This window comes from Salinivibrio kushneri (assembly GCF_005280275.1).
Lineage (GTDB): Bacteria > Pseudomonadota > Gammaproteobacteria > Enterobacterales > Vibrionaceae > Salinivibrio > Salinivibrio kushneri.
The window spans coordinates 2,804,320-2,829,600 of the sequence record NZ_CP040021.1; the positions used below are offsets into that span (position 1 = coordinate 2,804,320).

The 25,281-nt window shown below is 52.5% G+C and carries 24 protein-coding genes and 7 tRNA genes; 7 read left to right on the forward strand and 24 right to left on the reverse strand.

Translation table 11 applies throughout. The annotated features are described in order from the left end of the window. Positions 1-60: 60 nt before the first annotated feature. A complete protein-coding gene (locus FCN78_RS12910; protein ID WP_069362345.1) occupies positions 61-1,041 on the forward strand; it encodes a serine/threonine protein kinase in 981 nt (326 codons plus the stop codon). 32 nt (positions 1,042-1,073) lie between these two features. Beyond that, positions 1,074-1,781: a thiol:disulfide interchange protein DsbA/DsbL gene (locus FCN78_RS12915; protein WP_077458606.1), complete on the forward strand. Its 708-nt coding sequence runs from the start codon at positions 1,074-1,076 to the stop codon at positions 1,779-1,781. On the opposite strand, the gene FCN78_RS12920 is transcribed toward FCN78_RS12915, so the two are convergent. Beyond that, positions 1,782-3,305 carry a YifB family Mg chelatase-like AAA ATPase gene (locus tag FCN78_RS12920; protein WP_077659783.1) on the reverse strand — a complete coding sequence of 508 codons (1,524 nt, stop codon included), beginning with the start codon at positions 3,303-3,305 and terminating at the stop codon, positions 1,782-1,784. Positions 3,306-3,795: 490 nt separating this feature from the next. Here FCN78_RS12920 and ilvG point away from each other — a divergent pair, with 490 nt between their 5' ends. From ilvG to ilvA, 5 genes are read left to right on the forward strand one after another with little or no spacing between them, the layout of a single operon-like run. Beyond that, positions 3,796-5,442, forward strand: a complete 1,647-nt coding sequence (ilvG, locus tag FCN78_RS12925; protein ID WP_077659784.1) for an acetolactate synthase 2 catalytic subunit — start codon at positions 3,796-3,798, stop codon at positions 5,440-5,442. Then, positions 5,439-5,696: an acetolactate synthase 2 small subunit gene (ilvM, locus tag FCN78_RS12930; RefSeq protein WP_069362342.1), complete on the forward strand. Its 258-nt coding sequence runs from the start codon at positions 5,439-5,441 to the stop codon at positions 5,694-5,696. Before ilvG ends, ilvM begins: the two co-directional genes overlap by 4 nt. An 18-nt stretch (positions 5,697-5,714) precedes the next feature. Beyond that, on the forward strand, positions 5,715-6,656 hold the full coding sequence (ilvE, locus tag FCN78_RS12935; protein ID WP_077486775.1) for a branched-chain-amino-acid transaminase: 942 nt from the start codon (positions 5,715-5,717) through the stop codon (positions 6,654-6,656). Between the two features lie 17 nt (positions 6,657-6,673). Then, complete coding sequence (ilvD, locus tag FCN78_RS12940) at positions 6,674-8,515, forward strand: dihydroxy-acid dehydratase (protein WP_077486774.1); 1,842 nt, start codon at positions 6,674-6,676, stop codon at positions 8,513-8,515. A 2-nt stretch (positions 8,516-8,517) separates the two neighbouring features. Next, a complete protein-coding gene (gene ilvA, locus FCN78_RS12945; RefSeq protein ID WP_069362339.1) occupies positions 8,518-10,077 on the forward strand; it encodes a threonine ammonia-lyase, biosynthetic in 1,560 nt (519 codons plus the stop codon). Positions 10,078-10,115: 38 nt separating this feature from the next. On the opposite strand, the gene FCN78_RS12950 is transcribed toward ilvA, so the two are convergent. The 23 genes from FCN78_RS12950 to FCN78_RS13060 form a co-directional block, all read right to left on the reverse strand. Then, positions 10,116-10,487: a helix-turn-helix domain-containing protein gene (locus tag FCN78_RS12950; protein WP_069362338.1), complete on the reverse strand. Its 372-nt coding sequence runs from the start codon at positions 10,485-10,487 to the stop codon at positions 10,116-10,118. A gap of 186 nt (positions 10,488-10,673) precedes the next feature. Beyond that, positions 10,674-11,045, reverse strand: coding sequence for a helix-turn-helix transcriptional regulator (locus tag FCN78_RS12955; protein WP_021022741.1), 372 nt, complete (start codon positions 11,043-11,045; stop codon positions 10,674-10,676). 279 nt (positions 11,046-11,324) lie between these two features. Next, positions 11,325-13,163, reverse strand: a complete 1,839-nt coding sequence (gene glmS / locus FCN78_RS12960) for a glutamine--fructose-6-phosphate transaminase (isomerizing) (protein WP_069362337.1) — start codon at positions 13,161-13,163, stop codon at positions 11,325-11,327. A gap of 21 nt (positions 13,164-13,184) precedes the next feature. Then, positions 13,185-13,949 (reverse strand): DeoR/GlpR family DNA-binding transcription regulator, encoded by a 765-nt coding sequence (locus FCN78_RS12965; RefSeq protein WP_069362336.1) that lies wholly within the window; start codon positions 13,947-13,949, stop codon positions 13,185-13,187. 154 nt (positions 13,950-14,103) lie between these two features. Further along, positions 14,104-14,188: transfer RNA gene (locus tag FCN78_RS12970), tRNA-Leu, on the reverse strand. A 45-nt stretch (positions 14,189-14,233) separates the two neighbouring features. Next, positions 14,234-14,320: transfer RNA gene (locus FCN78_RS12975), tRNA-Leu, on the reverse strand. A gap of 41 nt (positions 14,321-14,361) precedes the next feature. Next, positions 14,362-14,438 (reverse strand) — tRNA-Met (locus FCN78_RS12980). A gap of 9 nt (positions 14,439-14,447) precedes the next feature. Further along, positions 14,448-14,522 (reverse strand) — tRNA-Gln (locus FCN78_RS12985). A gap of 35 nt (positions 14,523-14,557) precedes the next feature. Continuing rightward, positions 14,558-14,642: transfer RNA gene (locus tag FCN78_RS12990), tRNA-Leu, on the reverse strand. A gap of 42 nt (positions 14,643-14,684) precedes the next feature. Then, positions 14,685-14,761, reverse strand: a tRNA-Arg gene (locus FCN78_RS12995). Between the two features lie 2 nt (positions 14,762-14,763). Then, positions 14,764-14,838: transfer RNA gene (locus FCN78_RS13000), tRNA-Gln, on the reverse strand. 118 nt (positions 14,839-14,956) lie between these two features. After that, a complete protein-coding gene (glmU, locus tag FCN78_RS13005; protein WP_077650189.1) occupies positions 14,957-16,315 on the reverse strand; it encodes a bifunctional UDP-N-acetylglucosamine diphosphorylase/glucosamine-1-phosphate N-acetyltransferase GlmU in 1,359 nt (452 codons plus the stop codon). A 155-nt stretch (positions 16,316-16,470) separates the two neighbouring features. Then, complete coding sequence (locus tag FCN78_RS13010; RefSeq protein ID WP_046074864.1) at positions 16,471-16,893, reverse strand: F0F1 ATP synthase subunit epsilon; 423 nt, start codon at positions 16,891-16,893, stop codon at positions 16,471-16,473. A gap of 19 nt (positions 16,894-16,912) precedes the next feature. Continuing rightward, positions 16,913-18,316, reverse strand: coding sequence for a F0F1 ATP synthase subunit beta (atpD, locus tag FCN78_RS13015; protein ID WP_069362334.1), 1,404 nt, complete (start codon positions 18,314-18,316; stop codon positions 16,913-16,915). A 36-nt stretch (positions 18,317-18,352) separates the two neighbouring features. After that, positions 18,353-19,219, reverse strand: coding sequence for a F0F1 ATP synthase subunit gamma (atpG, locus tag FCN78_RS13020; RefSeq protein WP_077458596.1), 867 nt, complete (start codon positions 19,217-19,219; stop codon positions 18,353-18,355). 46 nt (positions 19,220-19,265) lie between these two features. After that, positions 19,266-20,807 carry a F0F1 ATP synthase subunit alpha gene (gene atpA / locus FCN78_RS13025; protein WP_069362332.1) on the reverse strand — a complete coding sequence of 514 codons (1,542 nt, stop codon included), beginning with the start codon at positions 20,805-20,807 and terminating at the stop codon, positions 19,266-19,268. 16 nt (positions 20,808-20,823) lie between these two features. After that, positions 20,824-21,357: a F0F1 ATP synthase subunit delta gene (gene atpH / locus FCN78_RS13030; RefSeq protein ID WP_069362331.1), complete on the reverse strand. Its 534-nt coding sequence runs from the start codon at positions 21,355-21,357 to the stop codon at positions 20,824-20,826. A gap of 15 nt (positions 21,358-21,372) precedes the next feature. Further along, complete coding sequence (gene atpF, locus FCN78_RS13035; protein ID WP_046074859.1) at positions 21,373-21,843, reverse strand: F0F1 ATP synthase subunit B; 471 nt, start codon at positions 21,841-21,843, stop codon at positions 21,373-21,375. Between the two features lie 52 nt (positions 21,844-21,895). After that, the gene (atpE, locus tag FCN78_RS13040) at positions 21,896-22,147 is read right to left on the reverse strand and encodes a F0F1 ATP synthase subunit C (protein WP_025672872.1); all 252 of its coding nucleotides are present in this window, start codon (positions 22,145-22,147) and stop codon (positions 21,896-21,898) included. 70 nt (positions 22,148-22,217) lie between these two features. After that, positions 22,218-23,006: a F0F1 ATP synthase subunit A gene (atpB, locus tag FCN78_RS13045; protein ID WP_046074858.1), complete on the reverse strand. Its 789-nt coding sequence runs from the start codon at positions 23,004-23,006 to the stop codon at positions 22,218-22,220. 8 nt (positions 23,007-23,014) lie between these two features. After that, on the reverse strand, positions 23,015-23,404 hold the full coding sequence (locus FCN78_RS13050) for a F0F1 ATP synthase subunit I (RefSeq protein WP_069362330.1): 390 nt from the start codon (positions 23,402-23,404) through the stop codon (positions 23,015-23,017). Between the two features lie 180 nt (positions 23,405-23,584). After that, positions 23,585-24,475: a ParB/RepB/Spo0J family partition protein gene (locus tag FCN78_RS13055; protein ID WP_069362329.1), complete on the reverse strand. Its 891-nt coding sequence runs from the start codon at positions 24,473-24,475 to the stop codon at positions 23,585-23,587. A gap of 8 nt (positions 24,476-24,483) precedes the next feature. After that, complete coding sequence (locus FCN78_RS13060) at positions 24,484-25,281, reverse strand: ParA family protein (RefSeq protein ID WP_069362328.1); 798 nt, start codon at positions 25,279-25,281, stop codon at positions 24,484-24,486.

Below are 25,281 nucleotides of genomic sequence, written 5' to 3' on the forward strand. Positions count from 1 at the left end.
GCGCAGGCAGCGCTCTTTTTATTTGTTACTATGGCGTTTTGCCACACAGACGGAATACTCATGACTGACCATGGCTTTGATTTTCATACACTAACGCCAGATGTTCAGTTAAATGCGATTGAGTCAGTGGGGATCTATCCCCAATCAGGCTTGCTTGCGCTGAACAGCTATGAAAACCGTGTTGCCCAATTTGTCGCTGATGATGGCCAGCGCTATGTGGTGAAGTTTTACCGGCCCGGGCGCTGGTCTAACGCGCAAATTCTTGAAGAGCACGCGTTCTGCCATGAGCTCGCCCAAGCCGATATTCCCGTGGTGGCGCCTATCTACCGCGAGGGAACAAGCCTGTTTACCGCCGAGGGGTTTCGTTTTGCGTTGTTTCCCAGTGTCGGCGGCCGGGGTTTTGAAGTGGATAATTGGGATCAACTTGAGGCGGTCGGCCGTTACCTTGGCCGCCTACACCAAGTGGGCGCGGCGACCCCCTTCCAGGAACGGGCAAAGTTCGATCTCGACAGTCATCTTTATCAGCCTCGTCAGGTATTAAATGAGGCAAGTCTTATCCCAGAAGGCATTCAGGCGACCTTTTTCTCTGATCTTGACCACTTGATCGACGCCATTGCCGCACGCTGGCATACAGACTGGCCGGCTATCCGCTTGCACGGTGACTGCCATCCCAGCAACATTCTGTGGCGCGACGGTCCGCTGTTTGTGGATTTTGATGACACGCGTAACGGCCCTGCGATTCAAGACTTGTGGCTATTTTTAAACGGCAGTCGTGCCGATCAGCTTGCCCAACTCGATACCTTGGCGGAGGGTTATCGCGAATTTCGTGAATTCCCCGCCGACCAATTGCAACTGATCGAGCCATTGCGTGGTCTGAGAATGGTGCACTATATGGCGTGGCTAGCAAAACGCTGGCAAGACCCTGCTTTTCCTCGTGCATTTCCTTGGTTTGCTGATGCAAAATACTGGGAAGGTCAAGTACTGGCGTTTAAAGAACAACTTGCTACCCTACAAGCGCCACCGCTTACGCTGTACCCGTAAGCGCTCAATCGATAACGGAGAGTCATTCAATCATGTTAAAAAAACTGTTTCCTGTCCTACTCATCCTAGGCTTAACCGCCTGCTCTGAGCCTGAAAGCGTGACACAAACGTCATCACAAACCACGCAAACAGCAGAGTCTTCACAAACCCAGTCTGAGCCAGCAGCACCCATTGAGGTGGCTGATGCCAAGCCGGGCCGTTTCAAGGCGGGCGAAGACTACCAAGTGCTGGACACGCCAGCCACGGAGACACCGACCGTCACCGAGTTTTTCTCCTTCTACTGCCCGCACTGTTATCAATTTGAGCCATTGGTTCAACAGCTTAAGCAGCAGGTGCCCGACAACGCCAAAGTGGTGAAAAATCACGTCTCCTTTATGGGCGGTGATATGGGCAGTGTCGTCACCCGTGCATACGCAACCGCCGTGGTACTTAACGCACAAGACACTATCATTCCGGTGATGTTTGATCGCATTCACGCGGCGCAAAACCCACCCAAATCATTGGCCGAGGTGCGCCAAATGTTTGTTGATAACGGCATTGATGGCCAAGAGTTTGATGGTGCTTACAACAGCTTTGCAGCCAACTCAATGGCGAAGCGTTTTGACCAATCATTCGAAAAGGCGGGCCTGCGCGGCGTCCCTGCCGTGGTCGTGAACGGCAAGTATCATGTCACGCCGAAAACAGTGGAAACCCCTGAAGAATACTTTCAGTTGATCAACTTCTTGCTTACCCAAAAGTAATTAGCTGACTTGGGCGTTGAGGTGGCGTAATAAGCCATCCATCGCCCGATACCCCAGCGCCTCAGCAAGGTGAGAGCGCTGGATGGTGTCAACATCGGCCAAATCCGCAATGGTTCTCGCCACTTTTATAATCCGATGATACGCCCGCACAGACAGCCCCAAACGATGCAAGGCTTGCTCTAAAAATGCCGCATCGGTTTGAGCCAGTTGGCAATGTTGTTCCATTTCTCGATTGCTTAGCAACGCATTAACCTTACCTTGACGCGCCACCATCCGCGTGCGCGCCGCTTCAACTCGGGCTTTTACCACCTCCGTTGACTCACCACGGTCTCCACCATTGGAGAGGCTCCCTCTTGGCAGTGCTGGGATGTCAATCGACATATCAAACCTATCTAATAATGGCCCAGACAAACGGGCTAAATAGCGCAAGATTTGCTGTGGGTTTGAACGCGCGAGCTCTCCTTCATGATGGCCTGTGGGGCTAGGGTTTAATGCGCCTATCAACTGAAAGCGCGCGGGAAAGCGGGTTTTGCCATTGGCGCGAGAGATAATAATCTCCCCCGACTCTAGCGGCTCACGCAGGGCATCAAGCACCCGGCGCTCGAACTCTGGCATTTCATCTAAAAACAGCACCCCATGGTGCGACAAAGAGATCTCTCCCGGGCGCGGGACGGTGCCACCCCCGACCAACGCCGCCATCGAGCTTGAGTGGTGGGGACTACGAAACGGGCGCTGACGCCAATTTCCTTCATGCAAGGGTTGCTGGGTTAAAGAAGTCACCGCCGCGGAGGCCAGTGCTTCTTCATCATTCATGGGCGGGAGTAAATCGCACAAACGCGAGGCCAGCATGGTTTTGCCGGTGCCGGGTGGGCCAACAAAAAGGAGATTGTGAGAGCCACTCGCGGCGATTTCGAGCGCCCGCTTGCCTTGCTGTTGGCCGATAATGTCACGCAAACACCGGGTCGGCGGTGGATCGGGGGCCTCAACCTGGTTTGTATTCAAACAAAGGCTTTGTTGGCCTGTCAGGTGCTGACCCACCGCAATCAGATCAGGGGCGGACACATGGCGCTCATTGTCCACCAATGCGACCTGGCTGGCGTTATCATCTGGCACCACCAGTGCGCGCTGCGCTTTTTGACAGGCAAGCGCGGCGGGCAAGGCCCCTTTAACCGGCCGTAGCTGCCCAGACAAAGCCAGCTCCCCCAAAAACTCGAATTCGTTGAGCCGCTTCTCCGGCAGTTGCCCAGACGCCACCAAGATCCCAAGTGCAATCGGTAAATCAAACCGTCCACCTTCTTTGGGTAAGTCAGCCGGTGCAAGGTTAACGGTGATCCGACGTGATGGGAACTCAAAGTTAGAGGTCACAATCGCACTTCTCACCCTGTCTCGGGCTTCTTTCACCGTGGTTTCCGGCAGCCCCACCAGCGCAAAACCAGGTAAACCATTGGATATATGCACTTCTACCGTTACATTTGGTGCTTGCACGCCCACACAGGCTCGACTGTGCACTATCGCTAATGCCATTTTCTCTCCGCGTTGCCCTTGTTAGCCACTATGAAACCCGGCTCTTATAGTGCCGAGCCAATTTATGATTAAGAGTATTTTTTTCTTGTCATGCGAGTGAGGTCTGTGATACCACTACAAATGCACAACAATTAAACACGAGACTCGGCGACAGATCGGGTTCGTGACTGACCTGTAACAAGCAGGCATAAACAAAAAACAAATTAACAAAAAGCTCATAAAATGGGCTAACGACAAGAAAAGACAGACAAATGCTTAACTTCGCTATCGTCCTAATTATTCGCCTCATCGTGGTCATTATGCCGCGAGGGGTTTAGGTACGCGAAATACAGCAGCAACATCGCAACCAAGCCCCCGCAACCAACAGGTTCGGGGGCTTTTTTCATTCATGTGGCGATAGCCACGCGACAACGGAAGCAACAATGATGGAGAGCGCAGAGACCGATCATTCGCCCGCCTGCCCTCCCCGTTCATACGGGGAGGGACGAGGATGACAGGTGCACAATGGGTTGTGGAAGCCTTACATAAGCAAGGCGTTGAAACCGTATTTGGGTATCCAGGCGGTGCCATCATGCCTGTGTATGATGCCCTCTATGATGGTGGGGTTGAACATATTTTATGTCGCCACGAACAAGGCGCGGCGATGGCCGCCATCGGGTATGCCCGCGCCAGTGGCCGCCCTGGCGTCTGCCTGGCGACATCAGGGCCGGGCGCCACTAACTTAGTCACCGGGCTTGCCGATGCAATGATGGACTCGGTGCCCGTGGTCGCGATCACCGGCCAAGTTGCCAGTCCGCTAATTGGAACGGATGCCTTTCAAGAGATTGATGTCCTCGGCTTATCGCTTGCCTGCACCAAACACAGTTTTCTGGTCACTGATCCGGCCGAGCTTACTACCACCTTAGCGCAGGCATTCGAAATAGCACAATCAGGCCGTCCTGGCCCGGTATTGGTCGATATCGCTAAAGATGTGCAACAAGCACTGATCCCACACACGGAAACTCAAGTTCGCACCGCAAACGCTGATCCTGTCGACAACCAAGCGCTCGAAAAGGCCAATGCGCTGATTCGAACCAGTGAGCGCCCTATGGTCTACTTGGGCGGTGGCGTGATACTCGGTAAAGCGACCCAGGCATTACGTGATTACTTGGATCACAGTCAGCTACCTGTCGTGAGCACGCTGAAAGGCTTGGGCACAGTTGAAGCAAACTATCCGTATTACCTCGGGATGCTCGGCATGCATGGCACCAAAGCGGCCAACCTTGCGGTGCAAGCGTCTGATTTGCTGATTGTCATCGGCGCGCGCTTTGATGACCGGGTGACCGGCAAGCTCGATACCTTTGCCCCCCATGCCAATGTGGTGCACCTGGATATCGATGCCGCCGAAATCAATAAACTGCGCCGCGCACAAGCACCGGTTTGCGCCCCACTCAATCAAGTGCTCCCTGCACTCGCCTGCCCTGATACCTCACCGGCATGGCGGGCGCAAATAACCGAATGGCAAACCACTCACGCGTGGCGCTACGACCACCCTGGCGAGGCGATCTATGCCCCCGCCTTACTCAAACACTTATCCGATAGCATGCCTGCAAGCACAGTGGTTGCCACCGATGTGGGTCAACACCAAATGTGGGTCGCGCAACATGTTCGCCCCTCTCAACCCGAGAACCTGCTGACCTCCGCAGGACTAGGGACCATGGGATTTGGCTTGCCTGCCGCGATGGGGGCCAAAGTGGCTCGCCCCGAGGATGAAGTGGTGTTGGTGTCCGGAGATGGTTCATTCATGATGAACGTCCAAGAGCTGGGCACACTGAAGCGTCGCGGGATCGGGGTGAAAATCATCCTGCTGGATAACCAACGCTTGGGCATGGTGCGTCAATGGCAACAGCTGTTTTTCGAGCAACGTTACAGTGAAACTGACCTGTCTGATAACCCGGACTTTCTCACCCTAGCGCGCGCCTTTGATATTCCTGGACACAGTATCCAGCGCAAAGACGAAGTCGAGGACGCGCTCAACACCTTGATGGCACATCAAGGCCCGTATTTGCTGCATGTTGCCATTGATGAGATGGAAAACGTATGGCCGCTGGTACCACCCGGCGCGGCAAACCAACAAATGATGGAGCAAGACTTATGATGCAACACCAGTTTTCAATTCATGCCACCCACAGCCCTGAACTGCTCGAGCGTGTTTTGCGTGTGATCCGTCATCGCGGCTTTACGGTTTGTCAATTCAATATGTCTTTGCCTTCAGAAAGCGGCCAAGTAATTTTTGACGTCACCGTCGAAAGCCAAAGAGCGATCGAGACCTTGCGACCACAACTGACTAAGCTATGGGACGTGGCTGAGGTCATGATGTCCTCATCCCAGCCACACTCCCTACGCGCATAACCAAAAAGGAAGAAAAGAATGTCGACAAATACCGCTGATTACATTTGGTCTAACGGTGAAATGATCGCTTGGCAGGATGCCACCGTGCACGTACTCACGCACGCCATGCACTATGGTACCTCGGTGTTTGAGGGGATCCGCTGCTACGACACGCCGAACGGCCCAGTGGTGTTTCGCCATCGCGAGCACATGCAGCGCTTGAAAGACTCGGCCAAAATATATCGTTTTCCAATCCCCTACAGCGTCGACGCGCTGATGGAAGCGTGTCGTGAAACCTTACGCGTGAACCAACTACGCTCTGCCTACATTCGCCCGCTGGGGTTTGTGGGCAACGTTGGCCTAGGGGTCTGCCCGCCACCTGATACACAAATGGATATCATCATCGCCGCGTTTAGCTGGGGAAGCTACTTAGGGGAAGAAGCGCTCGCCCAAGGGGTGGATGCCATGGTGTCGAGCTGGAACCGAGCGGCCCCCAACACGATTCCGACCGCGGCCAAAGCCGGCGGCAACTATTTATCATCCCTCTTAGTAGGGGGGGAAGCGCGTCGTCACGGCTATGCCGAGGGCATTGCCTTAGATGTACGCGGCTACCTGTCCGAAGGGGCCGGTGAGAACCTCTTTATTGTTAAAAATGGTGTGATCAGCACCCCACCCGCCACCAGTGCCATTTTGCCGGGGCTCACGCGTGATTCCATCATCACCCTAGCGAAAGAAAAAGGGCTCACCATTTGCGAAGAGCCGATTGCACGTGAAGCACTGTATCTAGCCGATGAAGTCTTTATGACCGGCACCGCGGCAGAAATCGTGCCGGTGCGTAGCGTTGATCAGATCACCGTCGGTGAGGGCCAGCGAGGCCCGATCACCGCCTCACTACAACAAGCCTTCTTTGGCTTATTTGATGGCACCACCGAAGACAAATGGGGCTGGCTTGACCCGGTTTACCCAGACCAGAGCGCATAAGGCAAAGGAGTCGTAATATGCCAACCTATCGTTCCAAAACGACTACCCACGGTCGCAACATGGCAGGGGCGCGTGCATTATGGCGCGCCACTGGCGTCAAAGATGATGATTTCGGCAAACCCATTATCGCCGTGGTCAACTCATTTACCCAGTTTGTCCCCGGCCATGTCCATCTCAAAGACATGGGTCAGCTGGTCGCCAAGGAAATCGAGCAAGCAGGCGGTATCGCCAAAGAGTTCAATACCATCGCCGTTGATGATGGCATCGCCATGGGTCATGGCGGCATGCTGTACTCACTGCCTTCCCGTGAGATTATCGCAGACTCGGTCGAGTATATGGTCAATGCACACTGTGCCGATGCCATGGTCTGCATTTCTAACTGTGACAAAATCACCCCGGGCATGTTGATGGCCTCAATGCGACTCAATGTCCCGGTGATCTTTGTTTCCGGTGGCCCCATGGAAGCGGGGAAAACCAAGCTCTCCGATCAGATCCTAAAACTCGATTTGGTCGATGCCATGATGCAAGGGGCCAACCCTGATGTGTCCGATGAGCAAAGCGAGCAGATTGAGCGTTCCGCTTGCCCGACATGCGGGTCGTGCTCCGGCATGTTTACCGCCAACTCGATGAACTGTCTCACCGAAGCGCTGGGGCTCAGCCAACCCGGTAATGGGTCGATGCTCGCCACCCATGCAGACCGTGAGCAACTGTTCATCAACGCCGGCAAACGGATAGTCGGGCTGGCCAAGCGCTATTATGAGCAGGACGATGACAGCATCCTACCGCGCAATATCGCCAACCGCGCCTCGTTTGAAAACGCGATGGCGCTCGATATTGCCATGGGCGGGTCAACCAATACCGTCTTACACCTACTGGCGGCTGCACAAGAAGGCGACGTCCATTTCGATATGGATGATATCGATCGTATGTCACGCCAAGTGCCTCACCTTTGCAAGGTGGCGCCATCGACGCCGCAATATCACATGGAAGATGTGCACCGTGCTGGCGGGGTAATGGGGATCCTCGGTGAGCTTCAGCGCGCCAACCTGCTAAACGTCGAGCAACAAACCGTGCTGGGCATGAGCCTCAAAGAGCAACTGGCGCAATACGACATCGTGCAAACCGATGATGAAGCGATTAAAGCCTTCTATCGCGCCGGGCCAGCGGGCATTCGTACCACCCAAGCTTTCTCGCAAAGCTGTCGCTGGGACACCCTGGATGATGATCGCCAATCAGGCTGTATCCGTGCCCATGAATACGCCTTTAGCCAAGACGGTGGTTTAGCCGTGCTACAAGGCAATATCGCGCTCAATGGCTGTATCGTCAAAACCGCTGGGGTCGATGAAAGTATTCTGACCTTCGAAGGGCCAGCCGTGGTGTTTGAAAGTCAAGACCACGCGGTGGATGCCATCCTCGGGGGGGAAGTGAAAGCCGGTGATGTGGTGGTGATCCGTTACGAAGGGCCGAAAGGGGGGCCAGGCATGCAAGAAATGCTCTATCCCACCACCTACTTAAAATCGATGGGATTGGGCAAATCCTGCGCCCTGCTCACTGATGGGCGCTTCTCTGGTGGCACCTCTGGGCTGTCTATTGGTCATGTCTCTCCCGAGGCAGCGAACGGCGGCACCATTGCGTTAGTGGAAAACGGCGATCGTATTCGTATTGATATCCCCACTCGCGAAATCAGTCTGCTAGTGGACGAAGCGACACTGGCCACCCGCCGCACCGAAGTAAACGCACGCGGCTGGAAGCCCAAAGACCGTCAACGCCAGGTCTCTTACGCGTTAAAAGCCTATGCCAGCCTCGCCACCAGCGCCGATAAAGGTGCGGTGCGCGATCGCAGTAAATTGGAGGAGTAAGCATGCAACAGGCCCAACCCTCAAGGGTACAACCGATGGACGGTGCTGATTACCTTAGAGATATCTTGCGCGCGCCTGTTTATGAAGTGGCGATGACCTCGCCTCTTCAAACCATGAAGCGCTTATCTGAGCGTTTCAATAATCAGGTACAGCTCAAGCGTGAAGATCGCCAACCGGTCCACTCATTTAAACTACGCGGCGCGCACAACATGATGGCGCAACTGACTGAGGCGCAAAAAAAAGCGGGTGTGATTGCGGCATCGGCGGGTAACCACGCTCAGGGCGTCGCTCTATCGGGTAGCCGCCTTGGGGTGAAAGCGACCATCGTGATGCCGCGCACCACGCCAGCCATTAAGGTCGACGCGGTACGCGGCTTCGGCGGCCATGTGGTGCTGCACGGTAATAATTTCGATGAAGCCAAAGGCATGGCACAGCAGCTCGCCGACGAACACGGTTATACCTTTGTGCCCCCTTTTGATCATCCCCAAGTGATTGCTGGACAGGGCACCATTGGCTTAGAGCTGGTGCAACAAAATGGTCACCTCGATTATATTTTTCTGCCCGTTGGAGGCGGGGGCATCGCCGCGGGCGTGGCCGTGCTTATCAAACAACTGATGCCCAACATCAAAGTCATCGGCGTCGAGGCGGAAGACTCTGCCTGTCTACGTGCGGCATTAGATGCTGGCTTCCCAGTGACGCTCGACAGAGTGGGCACCTTTGCCGACGGTGTGGCCGTGAAACGTATCGGCGATGAGTCTTTCCGGCTTTGTCAGCAATACTTAGATGACAGCATCACGGTATCGAGTGATGCGATTTGTGCCGCGGTGCAAGACATCTTTGAGGATACGCGAGCCATCTCCGAGCCCTCTGGCGCCTTGGCATTAGCCGGCCTGAAGCAATACGTGGAAAAGCACCAGCTCAAAGATAAACAGCTGGCGGCCGTGTTGTCTGGTGCCAATACCAATTTCCACTCGCTGCGCTACGTCTCTGAGCGCGCGGAGCTTGGCGAGAAGCGAGAGGGCTTACTGGCTGTCACCATCCCCGAGCAAACCGGCGCCTTTTTTAATTTTTGTCAGATATTGGGCGATCGCGCCGTCACCGAGTTCAATTATCGGTATGGCGATGACCATCTCGCCAATATCTTCGTCGGTGTCAGATTACTCGGCGGACAAGAAGAGTTGGACAATATCCTGCGCGATTTGCGCCAAGCCGGCTATCCGGTCGAAGATTTGTCCGATGATGAAATGGCTAAAGTGCACGTGCGCTATATGATTGGTGGCCGACCATTGGCCAACCTCAGTGAACGGCTTTATAGTTTTGAGTTTCCTGAATACCCAGGAGCATTACTACACTTTTTGCAAACCTTGGGCACCCATTGGAACATCAGCCTGTTCAATTATCGTAACCATGGTTCGGACTATGGTCGCGTACTGTGCGGCTTCGAAATTGGCGACCAGGACTTGCTCGCTTTTACGGCCCATTTGCGGGAGCTTGGGTATGGCTGGAAAGACGAGACGTCGAACCCGGCTTATCGCTTTTTCCTGTCAAAAACCACCGATTAATCCGCAATAAAAAGCCCGACATTAATGTCGGGCTGGGTTTATTCGTTTGGCGGCTCTGGGGTCAGGGTGACCACATATTCGGCAATGGACAACGCGTTATCCATTACTGTCTGTCGTGCCATTTGCGGGAGCTGACTCAGCAAGCTCGTCAATGCGGCGAGATCATCACGGTGAGAGAAGGCGATGTCTCGCTCATCCGTTTCACCATGCACAAACCAGTTGAAGGGTCGGCCGGTAATTTCCGCTATCATGACCAGCGCGAGGATTTTCGGATCCGTTTTCCCCGACTCCATATCCAAATAGGTTTGGCGCGCGACATTCAAACGCTTCGCCATGTCTACTTGGGTTATCTTACTAAATTCCCGTGCTTCACGGATCCGTTGCGCGATGCGCGCCGTCGAAATCACCATGGTTCATGCCTCATTTCTGCAACCCGAGCTGTATTAAACACAGCCCGTCACAACACCACCCCTGCATTATGCATGGCTCGGCAGGCGTATCATGGTGGCGCACACCGATAGTGTGACACTACGCTTTTGATGCCTACCTCAGTAAGCAAGCACTCACCTGCCTATCTAGTCGAGCAGGCAGTCTTTTTATGCGCGCTGGGCCGCCTTTGAATAGTTCACCAAGAACGAAGCCATGTTCACGCTTTGGTTTAAGATCGCAGTACGGGCTTCGTGCGGTAAGCGAGAGAAATGCTCAAGCAGGCGGTTCACATCTTGCTTATACTGAACATCGTGCATTTCGACATCTTCGTCACCGTAGACAAACCATACCAATGGGCGCTCAGTCAGCTCAGCAATGTTGGAAAGCATACGAACACGCGGTTCTGTTTTACCATTTTCGATATCTAAGTAGGTTTGACGGGCCACATTAAGCAGCTTGGCCATTTTTACTTGGGTGATGCCTTTCCACTCACGCGCTTCTTTGATGCGTTTTGCTACTTGGGTTTTAGAGTCAATCATTGCTTCCTCTCTATAACTGGTCGATGTTAGTCGTTATACCCTGAGTATGCACAATGTAGGCCAAGTTATTGGACACCAACAAAAACCAAGATATTCAACAACTTAAAAACCAGAATGGCGTTCTGTTTAATTTTCCAGACGCCATGCCTGAGATTAAATGCAAAATGATTTGCATTTTGCAATAAATCCTATGCAGATCGCATTTTTGTAGAAAGAGGACAGTAATTGATAAAAGATCAACCACGCTCCTGGTCAGAGCGTGGTGATTATTGGGCAGGTTTACTCAACAGTGACGGCTTTAGCAAGGTTACGAGGTTGATCGACGTCCGTGCCTTTAATCAAGGCCACATGATACGACAATTGCTGCATCGGGATGGTGTAAAACACGGGGGCGATGATGTCATCCACGTGTGGCATGGCGATAATTTTCATGCCTTCTTCTGGTGTAAAGCCGGCGTCTTGATCGGCAAACACGTAGAGCTGGCCACCACGGGCGCGCACTTCTTCGATATTGGATTTGAGCTTTTCCAACAGCTCGTTATTGGGGGCAATCACAATCACTGGCATATCGGCATCAATCAGCGCCAATGGGCCGTGTTTTAGTTCACCCGCGGCATAGGCTTCCGCGTGAATGTACGAGATCTCTTTGAGTTTAAGCGCGGCTTCTACGGCAATCGGATAAAACTCGCCACGCCCTAAGAACAGAGAGTGATGCTTGTCGGCAAAATCTTCCGCGAGTTGCTCAATCGCTTTATCAAAGGTCAACGCTTGCTCGATGCTTGAAGGCAGGTGATGCAAAGCATCGACAATCTCACGTTCTTGGTCACGACCAATCGATCCCTGCATTTTACCTAGCGCGGTGACCAGCATCAGCAGCGCAGACAGCTGGGTGGTAAAGGCCTTGGTCGAGGCCACGCCAATTTCTGCGCCCGCGCGCGTCATAAAGGCCAAATCGGATTCACGTACCAACGATGAGCCTGCCACGTTGCAAATGGCCATGGTGGCCATATAGCCACGCTCCTTGGCTAAACGCAGCGCCGCTAGCGTGTCGGCCGTTTCGCCAGACTGCGACAAGGTAATCAGCACGCTATTAGGACGGGTGACAAACTGGCGATAGCGAAACTCCGAGGCAATCTCCACATCACAACTGACGCCTGCCAGCGATTCAAACCAATAACGCGCGACCATGCCCGCATTGTACGAGGTGCCACAGGCGATGATTTGAATATGCTGTGCTTTAGCGAGAATATCGCTGGCCCCATTACCGATGGCATCGACAATCACATGGTCGCTGCCTAACCGGCCTTCCATGGTGTTGGTGAGCGCGGTGGGCTGCTCATAAATCTCTTTTTGCATATAGTGGCGATATTGGCCTTTATCCGCCGCATCGTACTGAGCACTGGCTTCATGCACCTCGCGCTCTACCGGTGTGCCTTCTTGATTATAAATGGTCACCTCGCGGCGAGAGATATCGGCCACATCCCCTTCTTCGAGATAGATAAAGCGACGCGTGACATTGAGCAGCGCCAACTGATCCGAGGCGAGAAAGTTTTCGCCAATCCCCAAACCAATCACTAGTGGGCTACCCGAACGCGCGGCTATCAAGCGCTCTGGCTGATTTTTATCCATCACCACGGTACCGTATGCCCCTTCAAGCTGACTCACCGTGCGTTGGAATGCCTCAAGCAAATCAGAGGATTGCTTAAGCTCCCAATCAACCCAATGCGCAATCACTTCAGTGTCGGTCTGCGAATGGAATTGATAACCCCGCGCTTGTAATTGTTCACGCAGCATTTGGTGGTTTTCAATAATGCCATTGTGTACCACAGCAATGCGCTCGCCAGACATATGTGGATGGGCGTTCGCCTCACTGGGTTCGCCATGGGTGGCCCAACGTGTATGCGCGATGCCGGTACCACCGGTAGGATTGGTCTCGGCCACCGCGTCTGACAATGCAGCCACTTTACCCAGCCGGCGCACACGAGTGAGCTGCCCGGTTGCCGAATCGGTGATCGCGACCCCGGCCGAGTCGTAACCGCGATATTCAAGGCGACGCAGCCCCTCTACTAAAATCTCGGCGACATCACGCTGAGCGACCGCCCCTACAATTCCACACATAGTCTTTCCTTACTGGTCTTATTACTGGTCAGCACAGATCACATCTGTGCCGGTTTGTTCTATGGCGTGTTTAAGATCATCATCCAGCAAACTGTCGGTGATCAGGGTGTCGATGCTCGACCACGCAAGCTCTAGGTTGGGGATCCGACGCCCGATTTTCTCCGACTCAATCATCACCACCACCTCACGCGCGACCTCCGCCATCACCCGCGTCAGACCCGTCATCTCGTTAAAAGTCGTCGTCCCACGTGCCACATCAATGCCATCGGCACCGACAAAAAGCTGGTCAAAGTCGTAGGCACGTAAGGTTTGTTCGGCCACTTGGCCTTGAAACGATTCAGAATGGGTATCCCAAGTGCCGCCGGTCATCAGCAGGGTTGGCTCGTGCTCGAGTTCACGAATGGCATTGGCCACCTGTAGCGAGTTGGTCATCACCACCAAGCCACGTTTCTTATCCAGCAAAGGGATCAAAGCGGCCGTCGTGGTACCACTGTCTACCACAACCCGGTTATGGTCACGAATGCGCGCCGCGGCCGCATCGGCAATACTTTGCTTTTTTTTCGATACCTTGACCGCATGCTCCGACACCATTTCTTGTGGCACGGGTACCGCTCCACCGTAACGGCGCAGCAATAGGCCATTTTTCTCCAGCTCCGCGAGATCTTTGCGAATAGTCACCTCTGAGGTTTCAAAACGTTGCGAGAGCGCGTCGACACTCACTTGGCCTTGCTCGGTGAGCAAAGTAACGATGGTATGGCGCCGTTGCTGAGTATTTCGTTTCGACATATAACAACCAAGTTTCGATTCGAAACTTATGGTAGAGCAAACAAAACAAAGATCAAGATAATGAGGGAAAAAGTGTGGCAAAACAGAGAAGAGGATGATTCAGCGTAGAGCAATAACGAAAAAAGCCCACCAGCGAATGCTGATGGGCTTAATATGGTGCGGAAGGAGAGACTTGAACTCTCACACCTTGCGGCGCCAGAACCTAAATCTGGTGCGTCTACCAATTCCGCCACTTCCGCAAATTTATATGATACACCGGCGGGCGGGCCGAATATCAATTGTCTTGGTGCGGGGGGAGGGACTTGAACCCTCACGTCCTTTCGGACACTAGCACCTGAAGCTAGCGCGTCTACCAATTCCGCCACCGCCGCAAATCGGTGCGATTTACTGCGTTAGCAACAAATCGGAATAATGGTGGCTACGACGGGATTCGAACCTGTGACCCCATCATTATGAGTGATGTGCTCTAACCAACTGAGCTACGTAGCCAACCTAAAGTGGCTGGGGTACCAGGATTCGAACCTGGGAATGACGAGATCAAAACCCGTTGCCTTACCGCTTGGCGATACCCCAATTTTCATGCCGCTTAATGCCACATGTTTTAATAATGGTGCGGAAGGAGAGACTTGAACTCTCACACCTTGCGGCGCCAGAACCTAAATCTGGTGCGTCTACCAATTCCGCCACTTCCGCATTCCAAGTTGTTCATCTGACTTCATGGTAGCTGAAGAAAGATGGCGCGTCCGGGAGGATTCGAACCTCCGACCGCCTGGTTCGTAGCCAGGTACTCTATCCAGCTGAGCTACGGACGCGTTGGCTGGGGTACCAGGATTCGAACCTGGGAATGACGAGATCAAAACCCGTTGCCTTACCGCTTGGCGATACCCCAACTGAGGCGCGCATAATAGGCTGGTTTTTATCGGGAGTCAACACCTGATTTTACCAACCGCACAACTTTTCGCCTTTCAAGCTAAAAAGCGGCTTGTGCGCGCTCAACAGTCAATATTCTACTTTTTTTTCGGCCGTTGCCAAGCCTCAATTGTTCTGGGTTTAGCACGAGTGATGATAAGTTGACCATCAGCGACATCTTTGCTGATGGTACTGCCTGCCCCGACAGTCACCCCTTCGCCAATCACTACCGGCGCTACCAGCTGAGAATCCGAACCAATAAAGGCATTATCTTTAATCACGGTTTTATGTTTATTGGCGCCATCGTAATTACAGGTGATCACGCCGGCACCAATATTCACGCCGCGTCCTACCTCGGTATCACCCAGATATGTCAGATGATTGGCTTTGGAGCCTTCACCTAAGTGAGACTTTTTCATCTCGACAAAGTTGCCCACGTGGGCATCGCGCGCCATCTCGGCGCCGGGACGCAAACGCGTGAACGGACCAACCGTGCAGTCTTCTCCAACACTGGCCCCTTCTATCACGCTGTACGGGCGTACCAATGTATTATCGTCAATCTCGCAATCTACCAGTACACTGCCAGCACCGATAGTCACGTTATCGCCTAAGGTGACACTGCCTTCAATAATCACATTGGCGTCGATGGTCACATCCTGCCCACATTGCAGCTGACCACGCAAGTCAAAACGGGTGGGATCTTTGAGCATCACACCACTGAGCAACAACTGTTCAGCCTGCATTTTTTGGTATTCTCGCTCAAGGCGCGAAAGCTGAAGGCGATTATTCACCCCTTCCACTTCCACCGCACTTACAGGATGGACGGCTTGAATCGAGCGGCCTTGTTGATGTGCCAGCGCGATCACATCGGTGAGATAAAACTCGCCTTGCGCGTTGTTGTTATCAAGTTGCGATAACCAATGGCGCAAGTCACGCCCAGTGGCCACCAGCACACCCGTATTAATTTCAGTGATGGCAAGCTGGCTGTCAGTGGCATCTTTTTGCTCAACAATCGCGACCACTTCCCCGTTATCACGCACAATACGGCCGTAACCAGTCGGATCGTCCTGATGCACAGTTAATAAACCAATCCCGCCTTCAGGCTGCCCTTCAAGCAAACGGGTTAAGGTTTGCTCTGAAATCAAGGGCACATCGCCATACAGCACCAACACTTGCTCATCATCAGCAAAATGCGGCGCGGCTTGTTGCACGGCATGGCCGGTGCCCAATTGATCCGCTTGCAAGCACCAGTTCACCGGTGTGTGAGCTAAAACGCGCTGCATAGTGTCGCCACCATGGCCATAAACCAAATGGATTTGCGAGGCGCCAAGGCCGTGACAGGTATCGATAACGTGCTCAACCATTGGTTTACCCGCTAGGGTATGAAGCACCTTAGGGGTTTGTGAATACATACGCGTGCCCTTACCGGCCGCGAGAATAACTGCACTGTATTGCATAGTCTTTCCGTGATAAAAGAGAGGCTTGTCTATTAAGTTGCCCTTAGTGTAACGCGTTTTAGCTTTCACGCGAATCACAGCCTGCAAGGTGGCCTTTGCAGGCAATAAAAAAGCGACGCCGAAGCGTCGCTTTTATTCTCACCGTAAGTGCCTGATTAACGCTTGTGCTTGGTCAGCTCGATCACTCGAAGCTTCGCAATCGCCTTAGCCAGGTCACTGGCCGCTTGAGCAAAGTCGACGTCTTTATGCTGATTGTGGATTTTATCCTCAGCGCGGCGCTTCGCTTCTTCCGCCTTAGCTTGGTCCAGTTCTTCACCACGAATTGCGGTGTCAGCCAGCACAGTGACTGTGCCAGGCTGCACTTCAAGCGTGCCACCAGAAAGATAAATAATCTCTTCGCTACCGCCTTGTTTGACGATGCGAACCATGCCAGGCGTGATAGCGGTCAGCAGCGGTGTGTGTCCTGCGTGAATACCCAGTTCACCTTCGCTACCGGTCACCTGAATATGCTCAGCACGACCAGAGAACAATTGTCGCTCTGCACTGACCACATCCAGATGGAAGGTTATCGCTGCCATATCGCCTCCTACTCAAGCCTTACAGGTTTTTCGCTTTTTCGAGCACTTCTTCAATGCTACCGCAGTACAGGAATGCCTGCTCTGGGATATCATCGTACTCACCACTTAGCAGGCCTTTGAAGCTTGCAATGGTATCTTTCAGCGAAACATAAACACCTGGCTGGCCGGTGAAGACTTCGGCGACGTGGTAAGGCTGCGTTAAGAAACGCTCAATCTTACGTGCACGTGCAACCGTCATTTTATCTTCTTCAGACAGCTCATCCATACCCAGGATAGCAATGATGTCTTTCAGCTCTTTATAACGCTGAAGGACAGACTGTACGCCACGCGCCACATCATAGTGGTCTTGACCAACAACCAGAGGATCCAACATACGTGATGTAGAGTCCAATGGGTCGATCGCTGGGTACATACCCATAGACGCGATGTTACGTGACAATACTACCGTTGCATCCAAGTGGGCAAAGGTGGTGGCTGGTGACGGGTCAGTCAAGTCATCCGCAGGCACGTAAACCGCCTGTACCGAGGTGATAGATCCAGTACGGGTTGAGGTAATACGCTCTTGCAGTACACCCATCTCTTCCGCCAGCGTTGGCTGATAGCCTACCGCTGATGGCATACGACCCAACAGGGCGGATACTTCGGTACCCGCAAGGGTGTAACGATAGATGTTATCGATGAACAGCAGTACATCACGGCCATCATCACGGAATTTTTCCGCCATGGTCAGGCCGGTCAGTGCAACACGCAGACGGTTACCTGGTGGCTCGTTCATCTGACCATAGACCATGGCCACTTTCGATTCTTCTGGGTTCTCGATGTTTACAACACCGGCTTCCTGCATTTCGTAGTAGAAGTCATTACCCTCACGAGTACGCTCACCGACACCTGCGAAAACAGACAGACCTGAGTGTTGCAATGCGATGTTGTTGATAAGCTCCATCATGTTAACGGTCTTACCAACACCCGCACCACCGAACAGACCGATTTTACCCCCTTTCGCAAACGGGCAAATCAGGTCGATAACCTTCACACCGGTTTCCAAAAGTTCGGTTGCACTTGACTGCTCTTCATAGCTTGGCGCTTCACGGTGGATAGAGTAACGCTCTTTCTCACCCAGATCGCCACGCTCATCAATCGCGTCACCCAACACGTTGACGATACGTCCCAGTGTGGCTTCACCCACAGGGACTTCGATTGCTTTACCTGTATTTTCTACTTCGATTCCACGACGCAGACCATCAGATGAGCCCATTGCGATGGCACGGATGACGCCACCACCAAGCTGCTGCTGAACTTCCAGCACCAGACGCTCGCCTTCACGTTTCACATTCAACGCATCGTATACCTTAGGTACTGCGTCTTGTGGAAACTCTACGTCGACTACCGCACCGATGATCTGAACGATCTTACCTGTAGCCATCGTTATTCCTCTAAACTAGTTCGTTAACCCTTGCCTTTACACCGCACTCGCGCCAGAAACAATTTCTGACAGCTCCTGGGTGATCGCAGCCTGACGGGCTTTGTTGTAGACCAACTGCAGATCATCAATCAGATTCCCCGCATTATCGGTCGCAGCTTTCATTGCCACCATACGTGCCGCTTGCTCACTGGCGAGGTTCTCTACCACACCTTGATACACTTGCGATTCGGCATAGCGAACCAACAAGGTATCGAGCAACGGCTTCGGCTCAGGTTCATAGATATAATCCCAAGCGTGGCTGCGCTGCATCTCCTCGTCGTCTGACTTTGGCAAAGGCAGCAATTGATCGATCACTGGGGTCTGTACCATGGTATTTTCAAATTTGTTGAAAACTAGGTACAAGCGGTCCAGCTCACCTTCATCATATTTTTTCAGCATCACCCCAACGGTACCGATGAGGTCTTCCAGTACTGGGGTGTCACCCAGACCAGCAGTTTGTGCCACTACATTGCCGCCATAACTGTTAAAGAAAGCGGTGGCTTTCGCCCCAATCAGTGCCATATCGATTTCGGCACCTTTTTGGCTCCAACTTTCCATATCGTTGATGACACTTTTGAACAAGTTAATGTTCAAGCCACCACACAGTCCGCGGTCAGTAGAAATGATGATGTAACCAACGCGCTTGGCTTCCCGCTCTTCCAAATACGGATGGCGGTACTCCAAGTTACCCAGTGCAAGATGACCGATCACTTTGCGCATAGTGACAGCGTATGGACGTGACGACTCCATGGCTTCTTGCGTTTTACGCATTTTGGAGGCTGCCACCATTTCCATCGCTTTAGTGATCTTCTGTGTGTTTTTCACACTTCCGATCTTATTACGAATCTCTTTTGCGCCGGCCATAGTTACTCTCCATTAGTGGGCGACCACCGAAGTGGTCACCTACGTGTTACCAAGTCTGGGTCGCTTTGAAGTCATCCAACAGCTTTTTCAGCTGTGCTTCAACGTCATCGTTGTAAGCACCAGACTCTTCAATTTGAGCAGCCAGGTCAGCGTACTGGCTCTTCGCAAAGGCCAGCAGGGAACGTTCAAAGTCACCGATCTTGTTCAGCTCAACATCTTCCAAGTAGCCTTTTTCAGCCGCAAAGATCACCAGTGCCTGCTCGAACACAGACATAGGTGCGTATTGCATCTGCTTCATCAGCTCGGTCACTTTCTGACCGTGATCCAATTGCTTCTTGGTTGCGTCATCCAGATCAGAAGAGAACTGCGCAAACGCGGCAAGCTCACGATACTGTGCTAGAGCTGTACGAATACCGCCTGACAGTTTTTTCATGATCTTGGTTTGTGCAGAGCCACCCACACGCGACACCGAAATACCTGGGTCAACCGCCGGGCGGATACCTGCGTTAAACAGCTCGGTTTGCAGGAAGATCTGACCGTCGGTGATCGAGATAACGTTGGTCGGTACGAACGCCGACACGTCACCGGCTTGCGTTTCAATGATAGGCAGGGCGGTCAACGAACCGGTTTGACCTTTCACTTCACCTTGAGTGAACTCTTCGACATAGTGAGCGTTAACACGTGCCGCACGCTCAAGTAGGCGCGAGTGCAAATAGAAAACATCACCTGGGAAGGCTTCACGACCTGGTGGACGACGCAGCAATAGCGAGATCTGACGGTAAGCAACGGCTTGCTTAGACAAATCATCGTAGACAATCAGTGCATCTTCACCGCGGTCACGGAAGTACTCACCCATTGCACAACCCGCGTAAGGCGCGAGGTACTGTAGGGCAGCCGCTTCAGAGGCCGACGCCACGACCACGATGGTGTTTTTCAGTGCGTCATGCTCTTCTAATTTGCGAACCACGTTGGCAATGGTCGATGCTTTTTGGCCGATCGCAACGTAGATAGAGTAAATACCAGAATCTTTCTGGTTGATGATCGCATCGATAGCCAGTGCGGTTTTACCGGTTTGACGGTCACCGATGATCAGCTCACGCTGGCCTCGGCCGATAGGGATCATCGAGTCGACCGCCTTATAGCCCGTTTGTACAGGCTGATCAACCGATTGACGTGCAATAACACCTGGCGCAATCACTTCGACTGGCGATGTGGTTTTTGCCTCGATAGGCCCTTTACCATCAATCGGCTCACCCAGAGTGTTCACCACGCGGCCCAGCAGTTCAGGGCCAGTAGGTACTTCGAGGATACGACCCGTACCCGTTACCTTCATGCCTTCTTGCAGGTCCGAGTATGGACCCATTACAACCGCACCGACTGAGTCACGCTCAAGGTTCAATGCTAGTGCATAGCGGTTGCCAGGCAGTTCAATCATTTCACCTTGCATCGCATCAGCAAGGCCGTGAATACGAATGATACCGTCGCTGACTGACACGATGGTACCTTCGTTGCGCGCTTCACTCACAACGTCGAATTTCTCGATGCGTTGTTTGATCAAATCGCTAATTTCCGTGGAATTAAGTTGCATGCTCCAATTCCCCAAATCAAGACTGCAATGCATCGCTCAGGCGGCGCATACGGCCACTTACTGAGTTATCGATGACCAAGTCTCCAGCTCGAATAATAACCCCGGCAACCAGGGTTTCGTCTACACTACAGTTCAGCTTTACTTTGCGCTCAAGACGCGCGGCGAGCTTGTCACTGATGGCTTGTTGTTGCTCTTCGGAAAGAGCCGTCGCTGAAATCACTTGAACTTCAACTTCTTTTTCCAGTTCCAAACGCATCGCTAGGAACTGCTCACAAACCTCAGGAAGAGCTTTTAAGCGCTTGTTTTCGGCCATCACCTTAATCAGGTTTTGACCAAAACCATTGAGCTGATCACCGCCAACTGTGATGAACATCTCTGCCAATGTGTCGGCAGAGAAAGAGGCGTCCAACATATGTTGAACACGTTCATCACGGGCAATCTCAGCAGTAAAGGCGAGCATTTCAGCCCATTGAGCTAACTCGCCTTTTTCTACCGCAAAATCAAAGGCTGCTTTCGCGTAGGGGCGAGCGAGTGTTGTCAGTTCAGACATTGCTGCCCCTCCTTGTTACAGTTCTGCAGTGATTTTATCGAGAAGATCTTTATGAGCGTTCTCATCAATAGAGCGCTCAATAATTTTCTCGGCACCAATAACAGCGAGCGATGCAACTTGCTTACGCAGCTCATCGCGAGCACGGTTACGCTCGGCTTCTAGCTCGGCTTTACCCTGATTGAGGATATTGTCGCGCTCAGCAGCCGCTTCAGCACGTGCCTCATCGAGGATCTGTGCTTTGCGCTTATTGGCCTGCTCGATAATGTCAGTTGCGTTGCGCTTCGCTTCTTTCAATTGATCAGAAGCATTCGCCTGGGCCAAATCCAGGTCTTTGGCGGCGCGATCAGCCGCCGCGAGACCGTCAGCGATTTTTTTCTGACGCTCTTCAATCGCTTGCATCAATGGTGGCCATACATATTTCATGCAGAACCACACAAAGATAGTGAACGCGATTGCCTGGCCTAGCAGAGTTGCGTTGATATTCACAACGGCGCCTCCTTAATCATAAGCTAAAGGGTCTGTTCAGCTATTAGCCAGTTTACAGTTGACCTACGAATGGGTTCGCGAACGTGAACAGCAGTGCAATTACGATACCGATCATTGGAACCGCATCGAGAAGACCCGCGATGATGAACATCTTAACTTGCAGCATAGGAGCCATCTCAGGTTGACGTGCTGCACCTTCAAGGAATTTACCACCCAGCAGGGCGAAACCAATCGCAGTACCAAGGGAAGCAAGACCTACAATGATGCCCACGGCAATTGCAGAAAAGCTCAATAAAGTTTCCATCACTATCTCCAGTTTTCGTTGTCGGCTTTGAGCCAATAATGACTAACAAATTGCTTTCTAAAAAATGTCATCAATGATCTGAGTCTTCGTGTGCCTGCGAGAGATACACGATGGTCAACATCATAAAGACAAAGGCTTGAATCGTAATGACTAGAATGTGGAAGATTGCCCACGGCACAGAGCCCAGCCATTGCGCCCACCACGGCAACAAGGCCGCGATAAGAATAAATACCACCTCACCGGCAAACATGTTACCGAACAGACGCATCCCGAGAGAAATAGGCTTCGCCAGCAGCGAGACTATCTCCAACAGGAGGTTGAACGGAATCATGATAGGGTGATTGAACGGGTGTAGCGCCAGCTCTTTGGCAAAGCCACTCACACCTTTGATCTTGATGCTGTAGAAAATCATCAAGAAGAACACGCCCAGCGCCATCGCAAGGGTGATATTTACGTCTGCAGTTGGCACCACTTTCAAGTAAGGAATGCCTAACCAATGTTCCGCCGGATACGGTAGAAAATCGATAGGAATTAAGTCCATCGTATTCATCAAGAATATCCAGACGAAGATAGTCAGGGCCAAAGGTGCGATCAGTGGGTTTCGTCCATGGAAGGTTTCGCGGACGTTGTCATCAACGAACTCAACCAAGATCTCAACGAAGCACTGAAACTTACCCGGGACACCTGTCGATGCTTTCTTTGCCACCGATCGGAAAAGGCCTAGGAAGACAATACCGATGAGGACAGAGAAAAACAGGCTATCAATGTGAACCGCCCAAAACCCCTCACCGCTTGACAAGTGTGTCAGGTGGTGAGTGATATAGCCAGACGGTGTAAGCGCATCACCTGACGCAGCCATAACTCATCCTATTTGTTGTTGTTAATGAATAAAACTGGCGCGAGGATATTAATCCCTAATGCCAGCAAATAGGCCAGTTTGAGGGGAAGCAATTCCACCTCGACATACAGGTAAGCAAGGACAAACAAGACGACAGTCAGTGAAATTTTCAACACTTCACCGCTAAAGAAGGACGCCACCACGAATTTCGCCGCTCTGGCCCCACTAAAAAGGAAAGCACACGCCGCAAACGCAGCATTGGCAACCACAAAGATGCCTCCACCGATCAGCGCGGATTTTCCCCAGTCGACATTGATAGCAAGTGCCATCACGATTGCCGTTGCTAATACGACGCCAGCTTGCAAAAGCACCAATTTTGTCGCGATTTCACGACCCGGCCGCGCGAGCGTCGATACCATGTATTTGTTCCTCGATTCCGTTCCACTTAGCACTGTTGCCGTGCTGGGAAAACAGCAAAAATTATACGTTTCGCCCCAACTAATGCAATCGCATCGATGTAAAAAAGCGGGGAAAATTTTACAACAGAGTAACCTGATCACAGTAAGCGCTTTTATGTAACAAAAAGCGAATGGCATAGGTCACATTTCTTCGTCGAAAATTGCAAGAATTTGCGCTAATTTTTCGGATTCTTCAAAATTAATCACCAATTTCCCACTGCCGTTTTTCTGTTGTGTTAATGCGACGCTGGCCCCTAATTTGTCCCCTAAACGCTGCTGGAGCGCTTCAACCTCAGGTGACGATTTAGGCTTTTCCGTCTCAACAGGCGGCGAAAGCATCTTTTTTACTAGTTTTTCTATCTGGCGAACCGTCATCTTTTTGTTGACGGCGGTCAGCGCCGCATCGATTTGTGCGTCGCCTTCTAACGCCAGCAGGGCACGTGCGTGACCCATCTCGAGTTGTTTGTTAAGCAGCAGCTGCCGCACCCCCGATTCCAACCCATTTAACCTCAGTAGGTTACTAATGGTGGTCCGGGATTTACCGAGTGACTCCGCCAACTGTTGGTGAGTCAGCTCAAATTCGTCAACTAAGCGCGCCAATGCCTGGGCTTCTTCCATCGCATTGAGGTTTTCGCGCTGAATGTTCTCAATCAAGGCCACCGCACTGGCGACCTTATCGCTCATCTCGCGCACCAAGCAGGGCACATTGTTAAGCCCTGCTTGCTTAGCGGCACGCCAGCGACGCTCACCGGCAATGATTTCATAGCGTCCGGCTGCCACTTGACGGACCACCAAAGGCTGAATAATACCTTGCGCGCGGATGGACTCGGTTAATTCTTCCAGTGCCTCTTCAGCCATATCTTGACGTGGCTGATACTGACCGGGATCCAACGCAGTAACGGGCAACTGCTGCAATTCGCTGTTACTCGTATTGGTGGACTCAGGGGAAGCTTGGGTGGATGACTGTGCATGTGCACTGGTCGCCAACAAGGCATCCAGGCCCTTTCCAAGACCGCGTTTCGCTGAATTCATTGTTTTCCTCAGGCATTGACAGCGTCAGGCGAGGAGCGTGCTTGCTCTTCGCGACGCAAGATTTCACCCGCAAGGGCGAGGTAGGCTTTGGCACCGCTCGATAATTTGTCGTAGTACATGGCAGGTCGGCCATGACTTGGCGCTTCCGCAAGCCGCACGTTGCGAGGAATCACCGTACGATACACCTTATCACCGAAGTGTTTTTTGATCTGATCCGATACTTCGGTCGCTAATCGGTTACGCGGATCGTACATGGTGCGCAGCACCCCTTCCACGTGAAGCTCAGCGTTGACCACACTGGCCAGCTTGCTGATGGTATCCATCAATGCGGTTAACCCCTCTAGGGCAAAGTACTCACACTGCATAGGAACCAACACAGAGTTAGCAGCGGTCATTGCGTTAATCGTCAGCAAGTTAAGCGATGGTGGGCAGTCGATAAAAATATAATCATAACGGTCCACCACAGGCTCCAGCATGGTGCGCAGGCGCACTTCGCGAGCGAACACTTCCATCAGCTTAATTTCTGCCGCAGTCACGTCGCCATTGGCGGCGATCAGGTGATAGCTGCCTGCCGTATCGTCCACCACAACTTGCTCAAACGGTGTGTCTTCAATTAAAAGATCGTAGGCGGTGGCATGCACATCGTATTTGTCCACCCCACTGGCCATGGTCGCGTTACCTTGTGGGTCTAAATCAATCAGTAGCACCTTACGATTAGTGGCAGCCAGTGACGCTGCAAGGTTGACACTGGTGGTGGTTTTCCCCACGCCGCCTTTCTGGTTTGCTACCGCGATAACTTTACCCAC